Consider the following 18,458-nt stretch of genomic DNA (forward strand, 5'->3'; position numbering starts at 1 on the left):
GCCTAACGGGAGCTCATGCATTCACTTTTTCTTTCAATGCATTTGCTACTTTCTTCGTCAATTCAACGACACGCGCAGAATAGCCCCATTCATTATCGTACCATGCTAACACTTTCACTTTGCGATCGCCCATGACGATTGTTGTTAATCCGTCAATCGTTGCTGAAACCGTTGTCGTATTGAAATCAACAGATACTAATGGTTCCATCGTGAAAGCAAGGATGCCGGCCATTTCCCCTTCAGCTGCCTTTTTGAATGCGCCATTTACATCTTCCACTGTAACATCTTGTTTCAAGTCGACAACAAGATCGACTAGGGAAACATTCGGCGTTGGAACACGAAGTGCCATTCCGTGAATTTTCCCTTTCAATTCAGGCAAAACAAGCGCTAGCGCTTTCGCTGCACCAGTTGAAGTCGGGATGATCGACTGTGCGCAGGCACGTGCACGGCGTAAATCCTTATGCGGGTTGTCCAAGTTTTTCTGGTCATTTGTGTAGGCATGCACAGTTGTCATCAATCCGTTTTCAATGCCGAACGTATCGTTGAGCACTTTTACGACTGGAGCGAGACAGTTTGTCGTACAGCTTGCATTAGAAATGATATCATGCTTTTCTATATCCAATTTCTCTTCGTTCACACCAAGAACGATGGTAATATCTTCGTTTTTCCCCGGTGCTGTGAGTATGACTTTTTTGGCGCCCGCATCCAAGTGCAGAGCGGCCTTTTCACGTGAATTAAATACGCCTGTCGCTTCCACGACAACATCCACGCCAAGCTCTTTCCATGGCAATTTTGAAGGATCCCGTTCTGCGATCAACTTGACTCTTTTGCCATTTACAACGAGTGCATCTTCTTCGGCTACGACCTCTCCGTCGAAGGCGCCATGATTTGTGTCATACTTAACTAAATGGGCTAGCGTTTCAGCCGGATATGAAGCATTAACCGCTACAACATTGACTTCATCATCCATCATCATTTGACGGAAAACCATCCTGCCGATCCGTCCAAACCCATTAATAGCTATCGAAGTAGTCATGAAATAAATCCTCCCGCATGTATGTTATACTTTTTAACTTATATCCGTTCATTAGTATAACACATATTATGCAGGAGTATAGACTTTGTGAAAAGAATAACAATGTTCCACTTTTCAGAATAGAGGTTCTGCTTTCCACTCCGTTAAAACGGCGTCAAGCTGGCGTTTCGTCTCTTCCAGCGTCCCATTATTATCGATCACTGCGTCTGCTCCCCGTTTCTTCACTTCCATCGGCAATTGGGAGGAAATCCGGGATTCCGCTTCGGCTTCGGACAAGCCGTTCCTCGCCATCAGTCGAGATTTCTGCAAATCCTTTGAAACCGAAACGACAAGAATCGAATCGACAAAAGGCTGTAATCGGCTTTCAAATAACAGGGGGATGTCCATAATGACAGTCGAAGCCCCTTTGGCGATCCATTCCTCTTTCTGCCGTAACATTTCTTTGCGGACAGCCGGATGAATGATGCCATTCAACTGCTGGCGCTTTTCAATATCGTTGAAGATGAGATCGCCCAGTTTAGCACGGTTTAATTGGCCATCCTCCAAGATGACTTCTTTCCCAAATACTTCTTCAATTTCACTGAGCACAGGACTCCCCGGCTCTACTACAAGCCTTGAGATTTCATCCGCATCAACAATTGGATACCCTTTTTCCCTCAGCATGGCCGCCACCGTACTCTTTCCGCTGGCGATGCTTCCAGTCAATCCAATAATCATTTTGTCACCCTCTAATGTTGGCATGATGGGCAATAGACGGAAGTCCTGCCCCCGATTTTCAAACTCTTTGTTCCTGTACCGCACTCAGGGCAAAATTTCTTGCCATACATTTTGAGCCGCTCCTGCATCGTCCCGGCTTCGCCGTTAATGTTCCGATAATCTGAAATGGAACTGCCGCCTGCCCGAATGCTTTCTTGCAGCACATTGACAATGGCCTGGAACAATTGGATTTTGCGCTCTTTGCTAATCCTGCCGGCACTCCGGTTCGGATGGATCCGCATCGTATATAACGCTTCTGTCGCATAAATATTTCCGCAACCCGAAATGACATGGCCATCCATGATGACTTCTTTGATCGGTTTCCGTGCGTACTTCGGCGTCTCGCACATGGCAAGAAAATGTGGTAATGCTTCCTCGCTGAATGGTTCTGGTGCCATCTCCAATAAAGGCGGGTAATCCGATTCCGTTTTCAATAAACGCAATTCGCCGAAACGGCGGATATCCGAGTAGACAAGAAGTCCGCCGTCCGCCATATGAAATGTCACATGAACATGTTTCCTGAACCGGTCTTCCGCAATATCGTCAAAGGAATTGACAACAAACCAAGCACCCGTCATTCCAAGATGGTTCACAAGCAAAAAGGGTTCTCCATTTCGTTCTACATGAAAATAGATATACTTGCTTCTTCGGGTTAAAGCGAGGATTTTCATCCCCGCCATCTCCGCAATAAAATCTTCAATTGTGATGCCTTTTACAATAGCTTCTTTCCCAATCTGTTTGGAGGACAACACCGTTTCCGAAATCTTGACGGAATCAATGATCCTCCCTGTGGATACCGGCGCCAGCGACCGGACAACCCCCTCCACTTCCGGTAATTCCGGCATAGTAATCCCTCACTTCGTTTCGTACCAGGATGACCCGTACGCCCACTCGACTTTCAATGGCACATCGAGTTGCAGCGCGGATTCCATCACTTCCGGTACGATTACTTTCAATGTTTCCAGTTCTTCCTCAGGCGCTTCGAAAATCAGTTCATCGTGTACTTGCAGGAGCATCCGCGTTTGCAGCCCTTCTGCCGCAAGCCGCTGATCCATATCAATCATCGCTTTTTTGATAATGTCGGCAGCTGTCCCTTGGATCGGTGTATTCATAGCCGTCCGTTCGGCAAAACTGCGCAAGTTGAAATTGGAACTTGTGATGTCCGGCAAATACCTTCTTCGATTCAGAAGGGTCGTGACATATCCTTTCATCTTCGCATCCGCTACGATATCTTCCATATATTGCTTGACGCCAGGGAAGGTGGATAAATACGTATCAATGAACTCAGCAGCTTCCTTCCTCGTAATATTCAAGCTTTGCGACAGTCCATAATCACTGATTCCATAGACGATACCGAAGTTGACCGCTTTAGCGGATCTCCGCATATCCGATGTGACCCCGTCCTTGTCCACTTTAAACACATTCATCGCTGTTTTCGTATGAATGTCCTCGCCTTCCTTGAATGCTTCCATCAGTTTCTCATCTTGCGACATATGAGCGAGCACGCGAAGCTCAATCTGGGAATAATCTGCTGCAAACATGACCCATCCAGGCTCAGATGGAACAAAAGCAGCCCGGATTTTTCTCCCTTCCTCCAGACGGATCGGGATGTTTTGCAAGTTCGGATTAATGGAACTGAGCCGCCCTGTCTGCGTCAATGCCTGTTGGAAACGGGTATGAATTTTGCCGTCTTCATGGATTTCCTTTGTTAACCCTTCAATATAAGTGGAATTCAATTTCCCTAGTTGGCGATAGAGCAAAATAAATTCGATGATCTCATGTTCACTCGCTAATTTTTCCAAAACATCTGCTGCTGTGGAATACCCCGTTTTCGTTTTTTTGATTGGCGTCAGCCCCATCTTCTCAAACAGGATGACCCCCAGTTGTTTAGGAGAATTGATATTGAACTTCTCCCCGGCTATTTCATAGATCGTATTCTCTAATTCCTTGAGCCTCCTGGACAGCTCGGTACCGATATCACGCAAAGTAGCCAAATCAGTCTTGACGCCTGTTGACTCCATTTTGCCTAGAATGATGGCCAGCGGCATTTCAAGTTTATAATACAGGTCGAATTGTTCATTTGACTGGAGTCTTTCTTCGAGCGTCGGCTTAAGTGCCCAGATGGCTTCTGCTTTTCTGCCGGCATGCTCCGCAAGCCGCTGTACATCCGGAACAGCTTTTTTAGCGCCTTTTCCGTATACTTGCTCGTCCGGCTCCACGTCGTGGTATCCAAGCTCCTCCGCTACTGATGCAACATCTGTGTACGTTGCAGAGGGATTGGAAATATAAGCGGCAAGCAGAAGATCGAATTCCAGTCCGTGGATTGGTATTCCTCTAGATGCCAGAGAGGCATAGGCCGCTTTCGAGTCCGATGCATACTTTTTCACTTGCTCATTCCGGAGCCACGCTTTAAAATCCTCGGATCCAATCGCTGTCTCGTACGGAATATACATGGTCTGATTGCCATCGGACAGGGCAAAACCCTCAATAACCGCAGACAAATAGTTTTCATCCATCATTTCGACGTGAAGAGCCATTTCATCTTTTAAATCCTCATCCGTAATTTCATTTTTCAGAAGGACATGGATCTCATTTTTAGGCTGTACAGAAGCGCCAGGCTCCAATTTTTCAAGCAATGTCTTAAACTTCAATTCCTGGTAGATCGTCTTCACTTTATCGTTATCAGGTCCGGCATATGAAAGATCGCCTAGCGAAATTTCTATGGGAGCATCCACTTCAATCGTCGCCAATTTTTTACTCATGATAGCCTGGTCTTCATTTTCAGTCAGGTTCTCTTTCAGCTTCTTCCCAGAAACCTCATCCAGTGATTCGTACAGTTTCTCGACTGTGCCATATTCCTTCAAAAGCTTAAGCGCTGTTTTTTCTCCGACACCCGGCACCCCCGGGATATTATCGGATGCATCACCCATAAGACCTTTCATATCAATGATTTGTTCGGGTGAGATGCCGTATTTCTCCATCACATGCGCCGGCGTGTATCGTTCCATCTCTGCGATCCCTTTTTTCGTTATGCAGACCGTTGTATGCTCACTTGCCAACTGGGTCAAATCCTTATCGCCTGAGATAACGACAACTTCGTATCCATCTTCATTCCCTTGCTTGCTCAGCGTGCCGATAATATCATCTGCCTCAAAGGAATCAAGTTCATACTGCGGGATTTGATACGCTTCCAGCAGCTTGCGAAGGTAGGGGAACTGCTCCGAAAGCTCAGGTGGCGTCTTTTGCCGTCCGCCTTTGTATTCACTGAATGTCGCATGACGAAACGTTGTTTTCCCCGCATCCCACGCAACGAGCATATGCGTCGGTTTCTCCTCCGACAAAATATTTTGCAGCATCATCGTAAAGCCGTACACCGCATTCGTATGGATGCCGGTATCATTTGTCAACAGCGGCAATGCAAAAAAGGCGCGATACGCCAAACTATTTCCATCCAACAAGACAATCTTCTGATTCGTCAAATTGATTCCACTCCCTCGTTCATTCCAATAAAAAAAAGTCATTTTCATTTAGTTTACCATTCGGTAAGAGTAAATGAAAATGACGTCAACTATCACTCGATATAACCTGTTAATATCTTCGCGTACGGTGAATTTGCCGGCAAAATGATCATAGTATCTTCGCCGATCGTCTTAGTGTATGACTGCAAAGTTCGGTATAAATTATAAAACTCTGGGTCTTTTGAGAATGCATTGTTATATATTTTTGCAGCCTCGGCTTCTCCTTCTGCATGGATGATAGCCGCTTCTTTCTTGGCGGTAGCGAGCATTTCCTGCACTTCCCGGTCTGTTTCTGCTTCAATTCGTTGTTTCTCTGCATCCCCTTCGGATAAATACGATTGGGCAGTCGATTGACGCTCGGAAATCATCCGCGTATAAATAGAGTGCTCGTTTTCTTCCGGCAAATCGATCCGTTTCATCCGAACGTCGATGACTTCGATGCCGAAGTTCCCTTCCTCTAAAAAGGCATTCACTTTTTCAGTTACCCGGTCATTCAAGCTGCCGCGGGACGAATCTTCATCGTTGACGATATCCGTATATTGAAGCTGGCCCATTTCATTTCGGACAACTGAATAGATGAATTCTTCCATCCGTGCTTCCGCATTGATGATATTTCTAGCATTAGCAATCATCTTCGATGGGTCCGTGATTTTCCAAATCGCATAATTATCAATGATGATACGTTTTTTATCTTTCGTACTGATTTCTGCTTCCGAGACATTATACGTCATCTGGTTTTTCGGTAAGGTCGAAACTGTTTGTATGAAAGGGATTTTCATATTCAGTCCCGGCTCATCGACAATTCGGGTAATCTCTCCAAATTGACGGACAACCCGATATTCGTCTTCCCTTACGATAAATACATTCGCAAGTAAAATAACGAGGATAGCAAAAATTGCTGTTAAGTAGATAGCCAATTTCACATATTTTTTCATGTTTACTGGCTGTTTTGGGGTGATTACTTTCGCATTCGTGGTCTTCTGATTCTGCTGTTTAGCCCGCTGTTTTTCCAGGAACTTTTCTTCTATGCTTTTGAAAGGATTGTTTTCATTCGACATCAGTTGCCTCCTCCTTCCGTTTTCTGTTCAGCCGGCGGTGGTGTTTGGGTCTCCATCTGCTGCAGAGGTAAATATTTTAGCGTTTCGCCCTCATCATTCATAATATAGATCTTCGCTTTCGGAAGAACGGATTCAAGCGTTTCAATGACAAGTCGCTGGCGGGTAATGGCTTTATTATCTTTATACTCCCCATACAAATCATTGAATAGGGCGACATCCCCTAGCGCCTGTTCCACCCGGGACTTTTTCTGTCCGAGGGCACGTGATTTGATCGCATCCTTCTCACCTTGTGCTTCATTTTTTCGCTGGTTCTCATATTTTCTAGCTTCGTTGATTTTCGTGTTTTTCGTTTCACGCGCATCTGTAACGGCTGTGAAAGCGGCTCGGACATCTGCGTTAGGCAGCTCTACATCTTGCAATTTAACCCCTTGCACCGCTATCCCAATATCATATGTGGACATCAGAGATGTTAATAGTTCGCGTGTTTTCGCTTCAATGTCAGCTTTACCGTCCGTCAAAGCCGCGTCGATCGTTGAACTGCCGATGATCGAACGGATGGAAGCGGAAGTGGCATCATGCAGGATTTCCTGCGGGTTTTGGGAACTGAATAAGTACTTCTGCGGATCTGTTATTTTCCATTGGACAATGAGATCAGCCAGGACGATATACTCATCCCCTGTAATCATTTTGGTTTCCTTATCGTATGATACGAGTTCTCCACTCTGATCTTGCTTGTAGCCGAACTGAAGACTGAATGTCTCTTTCGATAATTTTTCAACTTGCTGGATCGGCCACGGCAACTTGAAATGAAGTCCTGATTCTGTCACCGGCGTATCGGCTTTTCCGAACGTAATGACAACGGCCTGTTCCGATTCATCAACGGTATACCACGTTGAAAATGCCACTAACAACAGAACAACAGCTGCCAATATCATGCCGACAAGAACTCGTATGCGGCGTGTGCTCATAATATTGCCCCCTCTTCTATGTATCTAGTCTTTTATACGGCTAAGTTACCAAGAGGTTTCAATAATTTGTTTACATTCAAGACATCATGGACTAACATAGCGGTTTTCATCAAGGAACATTTGGTGAGAAAATAAAGAAACGCTAGAAAGGCCGCGACGTTAGCCGCGACTGTTTCTAGCAATACCGTAATTCTACTCTCCATTTCCAGCTTCTTCGAAAAGTGCCGAATTGAAGACAAGGAAAACCTTCTTTCATTATCTCAACAGAGGAAGATGAATTGTAAAGGTAGTTCCGATGCCCACTGCACTTTGAACAGTGACGTGTCCGTGGTGGGCTTCGATTAAATGTTTGACGATGGCAAGGCCTAACCCGGTGCCGCCAGATTCCCTGCTTCGCGCCCTGTCGACCCGGTAAAACCGTTCGAATAAGCGTGGAAGTTCGGACGGTGAGATTCCTATTCCCTCGTCTCTCACTTGTATGGTCACTTCATTTTCCAATTTTTTTGCCGCAACTGTTATTGTCGTTTCTTCTTTCGAGTAATTAATAGCATTTGTAAGAAGGTTCACCATTACTTGAATGAATCGATCCCGATCCGCCAGCACTCGAATACCAGGTTCGACTTGCAGCTGAACCGCCATCCGCTTCCTCTCCATCGATCCTGAGACAATTTTAATGGCGTCTTCGAGAACGGATGCCAAAACGATCGGCTGCAATGAAATCTGGAAACCTTCCTGCTCAATGCCGGAGAGCTCCAATAAATCATCGACCAGCAACTTTAATCGGTCGCTTTCTTTCAAGATAATGCCCAGGAATTCGCTTGCCACTTCAGGAGATTCAAGCGCCCCATCCAACAAGGTCTCAGCAAATCCTTTAATTGAGGTAATCGGAGTCCTCAATTCATGGGACACATTTGCGACAAAGTCCTTTCGAACTTCTTCCAGCCGTATTAACTCAGTTATGTTATGCATGACAATGATAATCCCTAACCAATTCCCATGTCGTCCGATTACGGGCGCTCCATACACGCTTAAGTGGTAGATGGCATGCCCATTGTCGATTCTTACTTGTTTTTCGTGAGCTTGCTCGGTCATGAAAACATCTTCGATTAGCTCCTTGATGTCAGAAGGGAGTTCAATTTCTTTGAACGTTTTTCCGATCAGCTCTTCAGATGTGAATCCGAATGTTTTTTCAAAGACGCCATTCAGCAGATTGACCGAGCCCTCTCTACCAAACATGAGTAATCCGCTGCCCATACTTTCAATTAATGTTTTCAGCCGTTCCTTTTCCATCGACCGTAAAATGGAAACCTCCTGTAAGTTTCTCGCAATTTGATTAATGGCAATACCGAGAACATCATTGGTTTCCTGTTCAGCAATTGGCGTCCTTGCCAAATAATCACCGCCTGCAATTCGCATGGCAGTGGCGGATGCTTGATCGATTGATTTACTGTATTGCCGGAAAACACGGTAGGAAACGAAAAAATACATAAGTCCGGCAACCGTAAGGACGATCACGAGGAAAAGCCTATACTTGTCTTCATGGACATCATGAAGATCTTTCGGAAAGAATTGAAAAAACTGGCCGAGGACGAGTCCTAAACCAGTAAGCAAGATGAAAAGCATGACCGCATTTGCAATGACGAGCCGGGTATGTAAGCTTTTCATTTTTCTTTCGGCTCCTCGAATTTGTATCCGATGCCTCTCACTGTCTTAATGAATACCGGCTTCCTTGTATTCTCTTCTATCTTCTCACGAAGATGGGAGACGTGCACATCGACAATTCTCGTGTCTCCTGCAAAATCATAATTCCAAACGGCACTCAGCAATTGGTCACGAGTCAGGACACGATTTTTATTTTTAATAAAATAAACAAGAAGCTCAAATTCCTTTGGTGTAAATTCTAGTGGCTCCTCATGAAGATAAGCCTCATACTGCTCTGGGTGAACTTTGATTGGCCCGGACGTCAGCGTTGATTCAGGTCGGCCGGAATCCGGACGATCGCCCGTACGTCTTAACACTGCTTTCACCCTGGCGATCACTTCACGGGGGCTAAACGGTTTTGTCATATAATCATCTGCGCCAATTTCCAGTCCTAACACCTTATCCGGCTCTTCCCCTTTGGCTGTCAGCATGATGATCGGGACATTGACATCCTGCTGCCGGAGCAGCTTGCACACTTCAATTCCATCCATTTTCGGAAGCATTAAATCCAGTAAAATCAAATCCGGCTGAACCGTTTTAACCATTTCGATCGCTTCTACCCCATCGACCGCCACATACGTATCGAAATTGGACTGTTTTAAATTGTATTCCAGCAAAGTTCGGATCGGTTGCTCGTCATCTACGATCAACACTTTCTTTTCTACCATTCTCATCTCCTCCATCTATCTCTTAGAAGTTCTCCATTGCTTGTGATGTTAAATTGTCTTCCAGTCTTGGAGGTATGACGACGATTGTTCCTGTAATGACCGCATCTCCCTCTTCGTCTACGGCTTCTATTTTTAACGTAACCGCATTTTGATCGAGCTCGACTCGTATGACCTCAAAAAGGAATTCAATTGTCTCATAATGATAGACTTGTTTAGGGAAGGACAGATGCTGTTCAATAACATGAGAGCCAGGGCCAGGCAAGTATTTTGAGATCGCTGACGTAATAATGCCTGTCAGCATAATTGTTGGCACAATCGGTCGATCAAAAGATGTTCTCGAGGCATAGTCATGCTGAACGTATAATGGATTAGCATCATTCGTCAATCCCAAATATAAAAGTAAATCCTTATCCTCGATCTTCTCAGTCAACTTCAGTTTTTCCCCTGATGTAATTTCATCAACCTTCCGTCCGATCCTACGTTTTTTCCCTAATAACAACTTGGTTCCCCCTTACTTCAAGATACAATCGATTTCAAAAATTACGGTGTAAGCTCATCCGATACTTTGAGTGTATCAATAAAAATGAGAGAAGTAAAAAAAATCGAGCAGCTTGCCTGCCCGATTTTACAATAGCTTAACAATCAAGTTTACAACGTTAAACATATGGAAGCATTTAGTCTGCCAGGACTTCCATGACTGCTCGGACCGAATCGGCGGACTTTGCTAAAGCGGCTGTTTCCTCATCCGTCAATTCAAGTTCGATGATCTTTTCAATTCCCCCTGCGCCTAGAACTGTCGGAACACCGAGATAAATACCGTCCATTCCGTATTCCCCTTCCAGGTACGCAATAGAAGGGAGGACGCGTTTTTGATCCTTTAATATCGCCTCAGCCATTTCTACGAGTGATGCGGCCGGTGCATAATAAGCAGATCCGTTGCCAAGAAGATTGACGATTTCTGCTCCGCCTTTCCGGGTCCGATCCACAATTTCCTGCAATCGATCACCCGGGATCAATTTTTCCAAAGGAACGCCGCCTACTGCTGAGTAGCGGACAAGAGGCACCATGTCATCACCATGGCCGCCCAGTACAAAGCCCGTCACATCTTTTACTGAGAGATTCAACTCCTGCGCTACAAATGTCCGGAAGCGCGCTGTATCCAATACACCGGATTGTCCGATGACACGTTCCTTCGGTAATCCAGATTCTTTATATACAGTGTACGTCATGGCATCCACTGGATTTGTCAAAATAATGATCGTCGTTTCTGGAGAATGCGTAACAACTTCGCTCGTCACAGCTTTCATGACCTTCTGGTTCGTTTGGACAAGATCATCCCGGCTCATGCCCGGTTTACGGGCGATTCCTGCCGTAATGATGACAAGATCTGAGTTTTTCGTATCAGCATAGTCGGATGTTCCTGTAATGTTTGCATCAAACCCTAGTACTGGACCTGCTTCCAACATATCTAACGCTTTCCCTTTTGTCGGATCTTCCATTTGAGGGATGTCCATGAGGACTACATCACACAGCTCCTTTTGGGCAAGAAGAAATGCGGTGGTCGCTCCGGTGAATCCAGATCCGATGACTGAGACTTTTTTTCGTTTCATTGTCATGGCAAACTCTCCTTTTCTGATCAAAATAAAAAAAGCAAGAGGGGAAAGATTTCCCACTCTTACTTCAGTCTAGCTAATTATAGGTTTTTAATCAATTCATCCGCAAATTCAGATGTTTTCACTTCTGTCGCACCATCCATGAGACGGGCAAAGTCATATGTTACCACTTTAGAAGCGATTGTCTTTTCGATTGATTCTGTGATCATCTTAGCTGCTTCATTCCAGCCCATATGCTCAAGCATCATAACACCTGAAAGAAGTACAGAAGATGGATTTACTTTATCAAGACCTGCGTACTTCGGAGCTGTACCATGTGTTGCTTCGAAAATTGCATGTCCTGTTACATAGTTGATGTTCGCTCCTGGAGCGATACCGATACCGCCAACTTGTGCAGCAAGTGCATCAGAAATATAGTCACCGTTCAAGTTCATTGTTGCTACAACGTCGAATTCCTTCGGTCGTGTCAAGATTTGTTGGAGGAAGATATCAGCGATGGAATCTTTCACAATGATCTTACCAGCTGCTTCTGCATCAGATTGCGCCTTGTTAGCCGCGTCTGTTCCTTCAGCTTCTTTGATTTGATCATATTGGTTCCAAGTGAATACTTTGTCGCCGAATTCTTGTTCAGCCACTTCATAGCCCCAGTTTTTGAACGCGCCTTCAGTGAATTTCATGATGTTTCCTTTGTGTACAAGCGTTACAGACTTGCGGCCTTCTTTGATTGCATAGTTAATCGCAGCGCGCACAAGACGTTTTGTACCTTCTTCAGATACAGGCTTGATGCCGATACCAGAAGTTTCAGGGAAACGGATTTTATTGACGCCCATTTCGTCTTGCAAGAAGGCGATCATTTTTTTCACTTCGTCCGATCCTTCTTTGTACTCAATACCTGCATAAATATCCTCTGTGTTCTCACGGAAGATAACCATGTCTGTATCTTCTGGACGCTTAACAGGGGAAGGAACGCCTTCAAAATAACGGACTGGGCGCAAGCAAGTGTATAGATCCAACTCTTGACGAAGTGCAACGTTCAATGAACGGAATCCGCCTCCGATTGGTGTAGTAAGAGGTCCTTTAATCGCGATCAAATACTCATCGATGATGTCAAGTGTCTCTTGTGGCAGCCATTCTCCCGTTTCGTTGAATGCTTTTTCACCAGCAAGAACTTCTTTCCATTCAATTTTCTTTTGGCCATTGTATGCCTTCTCAACAGCAGCTTCCAAAACGCGGGATGCTGCATGCCAGATATCCGGGCCTGTACCGTCACCGATGATGAATGGGATCGTTGCGTGATCCGGAACGTTTAATACACCGTTTTCCATTGAAATTTTAGCCATTGCAGTTTCCTCCTAATAGTCAAAAGTAGAGGGCCGGTATCAGTTCATACCGCCCCACTCATTTTTTGTGTTGAGAGCCTTGAAAACTCTCTTACCGCTCGTTCATTGGCACGTATTTTTGCTTGTCTGGACCGTTATACTCGGCACGCGGACGGATCAATCTATTGTTTGCATATTGCTCCAAAATATGTGCCGTCCAGCCGGAAGTACGGGAGACCGCAAAAATCGGCGTGAACAAATCATGGTCGATACCAAGTGAATGATATACCGAAGCGGAATAGAAATCAACGTTAGGCGGCAAATTTTTCTCGCCTGTCACGATTGATTCAATTTTCTCCGACATATTGTACCACTTTTCCTCGCCGCGAAGAGAAGTCAATTTTTTAGACATTTCACGAAGATGCTTGGCACGCGGGTCGCCTTTGCGGTATACGCGGTGGCCAAAGCCCATGATTTTTTCTTTGTTGTCCAATTTCTCACGAATGTATGGTTCAACATTTTCCTCAGAACCGATTTCCATAAGCATTTTCATCACTTGCTCATTCGCTCCGCCATGAAGAGGTCCTTTCAATGCGCCAATTGCCGCAGTGATTCCGGAATACATATCGGATAATGTTGCCACACAAACACGCGCTGTGAACGTAGAAGCGTTCAATTCATGGTCAGCGTGAAGTACGAGCGCTTTATTGAAAGCTTCGATCGCAATATCTTCAGGCTCTTCGCCATTCAGCATGTAGAGGAAATTGGCTGCGTAACCTAGTTCGCTCTTTGGTGCGACCGGCTCAAGTCCTTTGCGCACGCGTGAAAAGGCTGTAACAACCGTAGCGATTTTCGCTTGAAGTTTAATCGCTTTTTCATAGTTCGCTTCATCGGACATATCTTCCGCTTTGTCATCGTATAATCCGAGGAGGGAGATGGCTGTGCGCAATGCTGCCATTGGATGCACTTTGTCGATCGGATATGTTTTAAAATGGTCAAGCACTTCCTGAGGAATTGACATGTTGTCTGCAAGCTGCTGCTTCAATTCAGCCAGCTCGTCCTCTTTTGGAAGACGTTGGTGCCATAGTAGGTATACAACTTCTTCGAAACTTGCATTTGTTGCAAGATCGTCAATGTCGTAACCGACATATGTAAGAGTGTCATCAATGATGGAACTGATGGCGGATTGCGTCGCTACGATTCCTTCCAACCCTTTTGATGCTGTCATATTACTCGCTCCTTCTCTCAGTGTAGCCTTTATCTTCTAAAATTCGCTAGAAAACGGCTCTTCTGATAATAGTTTCTGTCTAAAACGCTTACATGAACCATTATAATCAAACTTGACAGATTTGTGAATGGAAACGCTTGTTTTGTTTTAATTCTCCATTGAAAAGGATGGTCTAAAGCAATGAAAAACCGTCTAAAGCAGCAAAATATGGACTATGCCAGGATATTGTTGCAATGGCTACCTGCTCTTGTTGCCTGTCTCCTCGTCTTTATCGTGCCGCCGATTGCCATTGCTGTCATACTGGCCTATTTCACAGCACCCTTTCTGCATGCAATCCGCGCTATTTTCAAACTGCCTTTATCGTTATCCACATTGATCGTCATGCTCGTTTTCCTTTTCCTGTTCAGTACCTTTACACTGATGACGCTACATGGCCTGATGGATACTGTACCAACAATCGAACGGCATATTCTTCCTTTTACAGGAAATGCCGATCTGTCCGGCAAAGTGTTTTCCTTCATGGAGGAAAAAGTCGTGCAATACGGCCAATCACTTTTGGAGCATGCCGTCTCTTTTCTCACTAAGCTGTTCCAGCAGATATTCAACCTTTTCCTGTTCCTTGTCGCGTATTTTTTCGCACTACGCGAATCTGGAAAGAACCGGTTTTGGTTTCTGCTCTATTTTCCGGTTTCCATGAGATCCGCAGCCAAACGGGTATTCATGAAGTCTGGGGAGTTAATTGGGACATTCCTGTTTGTCGAAGCTCGTTTATTCCTGGCAACGTACATCACGCTATCGATCGGATTCAGCCTGCTTCGGTTTGAAGCCCCTTTGGGTAGTGCATTTCTCGTGTCATTGATCGACAGTCTGCCCTTTCTTGGAATTGGCCTATTCTTGCTCCCGATGGCAGCCTTCTTTATCTATACGGACCAATTGACTGTGGGAATTTCTTTGTTGTTGCTTTATGTATTCATCTTAGTGACAAGACAAATGCTGGAGTCGTATTTCTATGCTTCCTCTTTCCGTTTGAAACCGATCCATGCATTTATCGTCACGGCATGTTCCGTTTATCTATTCGGGCTTCCCGGCATCCTGCTGACGCCATTCCTGTTATTCGCAGCGTTGAAAGTGAAGGAGCATCCTCTTTTCAACGGATGACGATGCTCCCGTTCTGCATTTTCTTGTGCAGCCACTTTACTATGAACGGCCTGATGAGTTTTCTCGGTCCGGGGAATAAAAGCAGCAATCCGCACAAATCAGTGATAAACCCGGGCATGATCAACAGAATGCCTCCTATAAAGATGCAAATGCTGTCAATGAGCGCATTACCGGGTGTTTCCATTGTACGCATCCTCGCTTGGAGATCACGCCACGCTTTCAGGCCTTGCCGTTTTGCTAAGTACGCTCCCCCGACTGCTGTCAGGAACACTAATGCTATTGTCGGGAATACGCCGAGTGTTTTTCCAGAATAAATCAATACAGCGATTTCCGTAGAAGGTATTAGGATAAACGCTAACACTAGCCATCTCATTGGATTCCAGCCTCCTATCATGTGGATTTGAAAGTTGATGCCATAAAACCGGCCGCTGGACATGAATTAGGGTTAGCCCATTTCCTCATACTTTCAGGCAAGCTTAACCTCCAACACAAATTGGCCGACCCCTCACTCAACAATCATTCTCCGTATAGCAAAAGGCTGCTTTCCGTTCATCCAAAAGCAGCCTTTCACCATTTGTTTATAAAATAAATGAAATGTTACAGTACTCGTGCGTGGCCATTATAAACGACACCGGATTCTGCATCCATTGTAATATCATTGCCATGAATAATTACTTCAGTCGCTTTTTCTACACCGACGATAACAGGAATGCCGAGGCTGAGTCCAACAACCGCTGCATGGCTTGTCAGTCCGCCTTCCTCTGTTATTAGTCCCGCACATTTTTCGATCGCCTGCATCATATCCTTATCGGATGAATTTGTGACCAAAATAGCGCCTTCTGTGTCATATGCAAGAGCTTCTTGTGCATTATGCGCGACAACCGCACGGCCAAATGCGACGGATTTTCCAATCCCTTGGCCGCGAGCCAGCATATCTCCGATCACATGGATTTTCATCAAGTTGGTTGTACCCGCTTCTCCAACCGGAACGCCTGCCGTGATGATCACCACATCGCCATGAGTGACATATTGATGTTTCACGCTCTCTTCCACCGTATCTTGCAAGACTTCGTCAATTGACTTCACTTTCTTGCTAATAATTGGATAAATACCCCAAACGAGAGATAGTTTCTTCGCGCAGACTGCCGATGAACTGACAGCGATAATTGGGCAGCCCGGACGGTATTTAGCGATCATTTTTGCGGTATGTCCGCTTTCCGTCGGCGCCAGTACCGCTTTTACCTTCAGATTGATGGCCGTATAAGCGGCAGCTTGTCCGATCGCCTCTGTCATATTGCCATGCTTTTCACGTCTCCGCGTGGACACGACGGAGCGATAATCGATTGCATCTTCTGTTGTGATGGCAATGCGGTCCATGGTGCGTACCGATTCTACAGGGTACAGGCCGGCAGCCGTTTCACCTGAAAGCATGATCGCATCAGAGCCATCGAGGATCGCATTCGCTACGTCACTCGCTTCCGCACGTGTTGGACGTGGATTGCGCTGCATCGAATCAAGCATCTGAGTAGCCGTGATGACTGGCTTTCCTGCCTGGTTACATTTCTCAATCATCTTTTTCTGTACGAGAGGTACTTCTTCTGCAGGAATTTCAACGCCTAAATCTCCACGTGCCACCATCAGACCATCAGAAACCGTTAAAATTTCATCCAGGTTGTCTACGCCTTCCTGGTTTTCGATTTTCGGAATGATGTGAATGTCCGTCCCATTGTTTTTCTCAAGCAATTCACGGATTTCCATCACATCGGAAGCACGGCGCACGAAGGAGGCAGCGATGAAATCAACACCTTCTGAGATACCGAAAAGTATGTCTTCTTTATCTTTTTCCGTAATACCAGGCAATTGAACGGAAACGCCAGGAACGTTGACCCCTTTTTTGTTTTTAAGAGTCCCGGAATTAATGACGACCGTGTGAATCAAGCCTTGTTCCTTGTCTTTTCCTGTTACCTCCAATTGGATTAAACCATCATCCAATAGGATGGTAGAGCCTGTATCTACATCTTCGATCAATTTTTCATAAGTGACGGAAAACATATCCTCATTTCCGACCACTTCTTTCATAGAAATATCAATTGACTTGCCTGTAATCAATTCCACTTGCCCGTTCTCCATCGTATGCGTCCGGATTTCAGGGCCTTTCGTATCCAATAGGATCCCGACGATTTTCCCTTTCTTGTCCGCTGCTTCTCGAATAGAACGGATCCGTGCGCGATGTTCTTCATGAGAGCCGTGTGAAAAATTCAAACGGGCTACATTCATGCCCGCATCGATTAAACTTTCAAGAGTTTCAGGTGCCTCACTTGCCGGCCCGATCGTACATACTATTTTCGTTTTTCTCATCATTACTACGCCCTTTCGCTTTTAGTCCGTCGTTACGGGCAACATGCCATTAGATGGATAACTGTTTGGAAAGTTTGTATAGCTCCATATCCAATGCATGATCTTCTTCCGCAAATACTTCATTCAAATCATAGTCTACCACCATCTGATTTTGCATTCCAATCGCAACTCCGCCGCGACCGTCTTTCAACAACTCAACCGCCCGAGCTCCAAATTGGCTCGCGATAACTCGGTCTCTTGCTGTCGGAGAACCGCCTCGCTGAATATGGCCAAGAACGGAAACCCGCGTCTCAATATTAGCTTCCTTTTTCAACAGGTCTGCCAGCTCATTCCCGGACATAACACCTTCCGCCACGATGATGATACTATGCTTCTTACCGCGACCCGTACCGCTTTGCAGCCGGTCTACGATATCGGCCAAGTCATATTGTTCTTCAGGAATCAAGATTGTTTCCGCACCGCCGGCAAGACCCGCCCAGAGAGCCAGATCACCAGCGTCCCTGCCCATCACTTCAATAATAAAAGTCCTCTCGTGAGATGACGCGGTATCCCGGATCTTATCGATTGCATCAATGACAGTATTTAAAGCGGAATCAAATCCGATTGTAAAATCCGTCCCGTTTATATCATTGTCAATCGTAGCAGGAACGCATACACAAGGGAGACCGAGCCGCATTAATTCTCTCGCTCCACGGAACGAACCGTCCCCGCCTATGACGACGAGTCCTTCAATTCCATGTTCTTTCACATGCCTCATCGCTTTCAAGCGGCCCTCTTCGGTCATAAATTCAGGCGAACGGGCTGAACGCAGCATCGTACCGCCACGTTGTATGATATCACCAACTGACCCGAGCTGCAGCAGTTCAATTTTTCCTTCTATCAATCCTTGGTACCCATTAAAGACGCCGGCGACCTCCATTTCCTCGAAAATCGCCTTCCGAACAACCGCACGGACGGCCGCATTCATGCCAGGTGCATCTCCACCGCTCGTCAAAACGGCTATTTTTCTCATTGGACACACTCCCTTTTATGTATCATAAATAAAAACGAAAAGATGCGGAAAGGTTCCGCATCCAC

Annotated in this window: 16 protein-coding genes; 1 reads left to right on the forward strand and 15 read right to left on the reverse strand. The window is 45.5% G+C overall.

What is annotated here, in order from left to right:
• Positions 1–13 precede the first annotated feature (13 nt).
• From ACSW3C_RS01660 to citZ, 12 genes are all read right to left on the reverse strand, one after another.
• Positions 14–1,036: a glyceraldehyde-3-phosphate dehydrogenase gene (locus ACSW3C_RS01660; protein ID WP_486560528.1), complete on the reverse strand. Its 1,023-nt coding sequence runs from the start codon at positions 1,034–1,036 to the stop codon at positions 14–16.
• A 114-nt stretch (positions 1,037–1,150) separates the two neighbouring features.
• Positions 1,151–1,753 carry a dephospho-CoA kinase gene (coaE, locus tag ACSW3C_RS01665; RefSeq protein WP_486560529.1) on the reverse strand — a complete coding sequence of 201 codons (603 nt, stop codon included), beginning with the start codon at positions 1,751–1,753 and terminating at the stop codon, positions 1,151–1,153.
• Positions 1,754–1,764: 11 nt separating this feature from the next.
• Positions 1,765–2,637, reverse strand: coding sequence for a bifunctional DNA-formamidopyrimidine glycosylase/DNA-(apurinic or apyrimidinic site) lyase (mutM, locus tag ACSW3C_RS01670; protein ID WP_486560530.1), 873 nt, complete (start codon positions 2,635–2,637; stop codon positions 1,765–1,767).
• Positions 2,638–2,646: 9 nt separating this feature from the next.
• A complete protein-coding gene (gene polA, locus ACSW3C_RS01675; RefSeq protein ID WP_486560531.1) occupies positions 2,647–5,271 on the reverse strand; it encodes a DNA polymerase I in 2,625 nt (874 codons plus the stop codon).
• 92 nt (positions 5,272–5,363) lie between these two features.
• Positions 5,364–6,368 carry a protease modulator HflC gene (gene hflC / locus ACSW3C_RS01680; RefSeq protein WP_486560532.1) on the reverse strand — a complete coding sequence of 335 codons (1,005 nt, stop codon included), beginning with the start codon at positions 6,366–6,368 and terminating at the stop codon, positions 5,364–5,366.
• Complete coding sequence (hflK, locus tag ACSW3C_RS01685) at positions 6,368–7,336, reverse strand: FtsH protease activity modulator HflK (protein WP_486560533.1); 969 nt, start codon at positions 7,334–7,336, stop codon at positions 6,368–6,370. Before hflK ends, hflC begins: the two co-directional genes overlap by 1 nt.
• A 255-nt stretch (positions 7,337–7,591) precedes the next feature.
• Positions 7,592–9,001: a two-component system histidine kinase PnpS gene (gene pnpS, locus ACSW3C_RS01690; RefSeq protein WP_486560534.1), complete on the reverse strand. Its 1,410-nt coding sequence runs from the start codon at positions 8,999–9,001 to the stop codon at positions 7,592–7,594.
• Positions 8,998–9,711, reverse strand: coding sequence for a response regulator transcription factor (locus ACSW3C_RS01695; protein WP_486560535.1), 714 nt, complete (start codon positions 9,709–9,711; stop codon positions 8,998–9,000). Before ACSW3C_RS01695 ends, pnpS begins: the two co-directional genes overlap by 4 nt.
• A 16-nt stretch (positions 9,712–9,727) precedes the next feature.
• Positions 9,728–10,204, reverse strand: a complete 477-nt coding sequence (locus tag ACSW3C_RS01700) for a MaoC/PaaZ C-terminal domain-containing protein (RefSeq protein ID WP_486560537.1) — start codon at positions 10,202–10,204, stop codon at positions 9,728–9,730.
• 175 nt (positions 10,205–10,379) lie between these two features.
• Positions 10,380–11,321: a malate dehydrogenase gene (gene mdh, locus ACSW3C_RS01705; RefSeq protein WP_486560538.1), complete on the reverse strand. Its 942-nt coding sequence runs from the start codon at positions 11,319–11,321 to the stop codon at positions 10,380–10,382.
• A gap of 77 nt (positions 11,322–11,398) precedes the next feature.
• Positions 11,399–12,658, reverse strand: a complete 1,260-nt coding sequence (gene icd, locus ACSW3C_RS01710; protein ID WP_486560539.1) for an NADP-dependent isocitrate dehydrogenase — start codon at positions 12,656–12,658, stop codon at positions 11,399–11,401.
• A gap of 91 nt (positions 12,659–12,749) precedes the next feature.
• A complete protein-coding gene (gene citZ, locus ACSW3C_RS01715; protein WP_238082565.1) occupies positions 12,750–13,865 on the reverse strand; it encodes a citrate synthase in 1,116 nt (371 codons plus the stop codon).
• Between the two features lie 180 nt (positions 13,866–14,045).
• Here citZ and ACSW3C_RS01720 point away from each other — a divergent pair, with 180 nt between their 5' ends.
• Complete coding sequence (locus ACSW3C_RS01720; RefSeq protein ID WP_238082568.1) at positions 14,046–15,023, forward strand: AI-2E family transporter; 978 nt, start codon at positions 14,046–14,048, stop codon at positions 15,021–15,023.
• Here ACSW3C_RS01720 and ACSW3C_RS01725 read toward each other — a convergent pair.
• The 3 genes from ACSW3C_RS01725 to pfkA all read right to left on the reverse strand — a co-directional run bounded on the left by ACSW3C_RS01725 (position 15,013) and on the right by pfkA (position 18,393).
• Positions 15,013–15,396 carry an FxsA family protein gene (locus ACSW3C_RS01725; protein ID WP_238082570.1) on the reverse strand — a complete coding sequence of 128 codons (384 nt, stop codon included), beginning with the start codon at positions 15,394–15,396 and terminating at the stop codon, positions 15,013–15,015. The genes ACSW3C_RS01720 and ACSW3C_RS01725 overlap by 11 nt on opposite strands.
• A gap of 224 nt (positions 15,397–15,620) precedes the next feature.
• Positions 15,621–17,381 carry a pyruvate kinase gene (gene pyk / locus ACSW3C_RS01730; protein WP_486560540.1) on the reverse strand — a complete coding sequence of 587 codons (1,761 nt, stop codon included), beginning with the start codon at positions 17,379–17,381 and terminating at the stop codon, positions 15,621–15,623.
• Between the two features lie 49 nt (positions 17,382–17,430).
• A complete protein-coding gene (gene pfkA, locus ACSW3C_RS01735) occupies positions 17,431–18,393 on the reverse strand; it encodes a 6-phosphofructokinase (RefSeq protein WP_486560541.1) in 963 nt (320 codons plus the stop codon).
• Between the last annotated feature and the right edge of the window lie 65 nt (positions 18,394–18,458).

It is taken from the genome of Sporosarcina sp. AD_1 (genome assembly GCF_057373025.1).